Origin of the sequence: Peptacetobacter sp. AB800 (genome assembly GCF_047807365.1) — a bacterium.
Taxonomy (GTDB): Bacteria; Bacillota; Clostridia; order Peptostreptococcales; family Peptostreptococcaceae; genus Peptacetobacter.
Genome location: NZ_JBLOUI010000109.1, coordinates 1 through 329, shown reverse-complemented (window position 1 = coordinate 329; position 329 = coordinate 1). Strand labels below are relative to the sequence as shown.

Sequence of the window (329 nt, the reverse complement as noted above, 5' to 3'; positions counted from 1 at the left end):
GGAGAAGTCGTCGAAGGTGGAATCAATAACTGGGGTGAAGTCGTAACAAGGTAGCCGTATCGGAAGGTGCGGCTGGATCACCTCCTTTCTAGGGAGAATTATCTGCTGTTCAGTTTTGAAAGTTTATACAAACTTAATATGGGGGTGTAGCTCAGTTGGGAGAGCACTTGCCTTGCAAGCAAGGGGTCAGGAGTTCGAATCTCCTCATCTCCACCATTTGTACTTTGAAAACTACATATATATTATGATATGACATCATTTATTTCCTTAATGTGATAAATAAGGACGACAACCTTACTAAAAAATGTCAAATGTAACTGGTCAAGTTA

Annotated in this window: 1 tRNA gene and 1 rRNA gene; both read left to right on the top strand. The window is 40.4% G+C overall.

Going from position 1 to position 329, the window contains the following annotated elements:
* Nucleotides 1–88, top strand: a 16S ribosomal RNA gene (locus ACK2WN_RS12350); the annotation flags it as partial.
* A gap of 52 nt (nt 89–140) precedes the next feature.
* A tRNA-Ala gene (locus ACK2WN_RS12345) sits at nt 141–216 on the top strand.
* Nucleotides 217–329 lie beyond the last annotated feature (113 nt).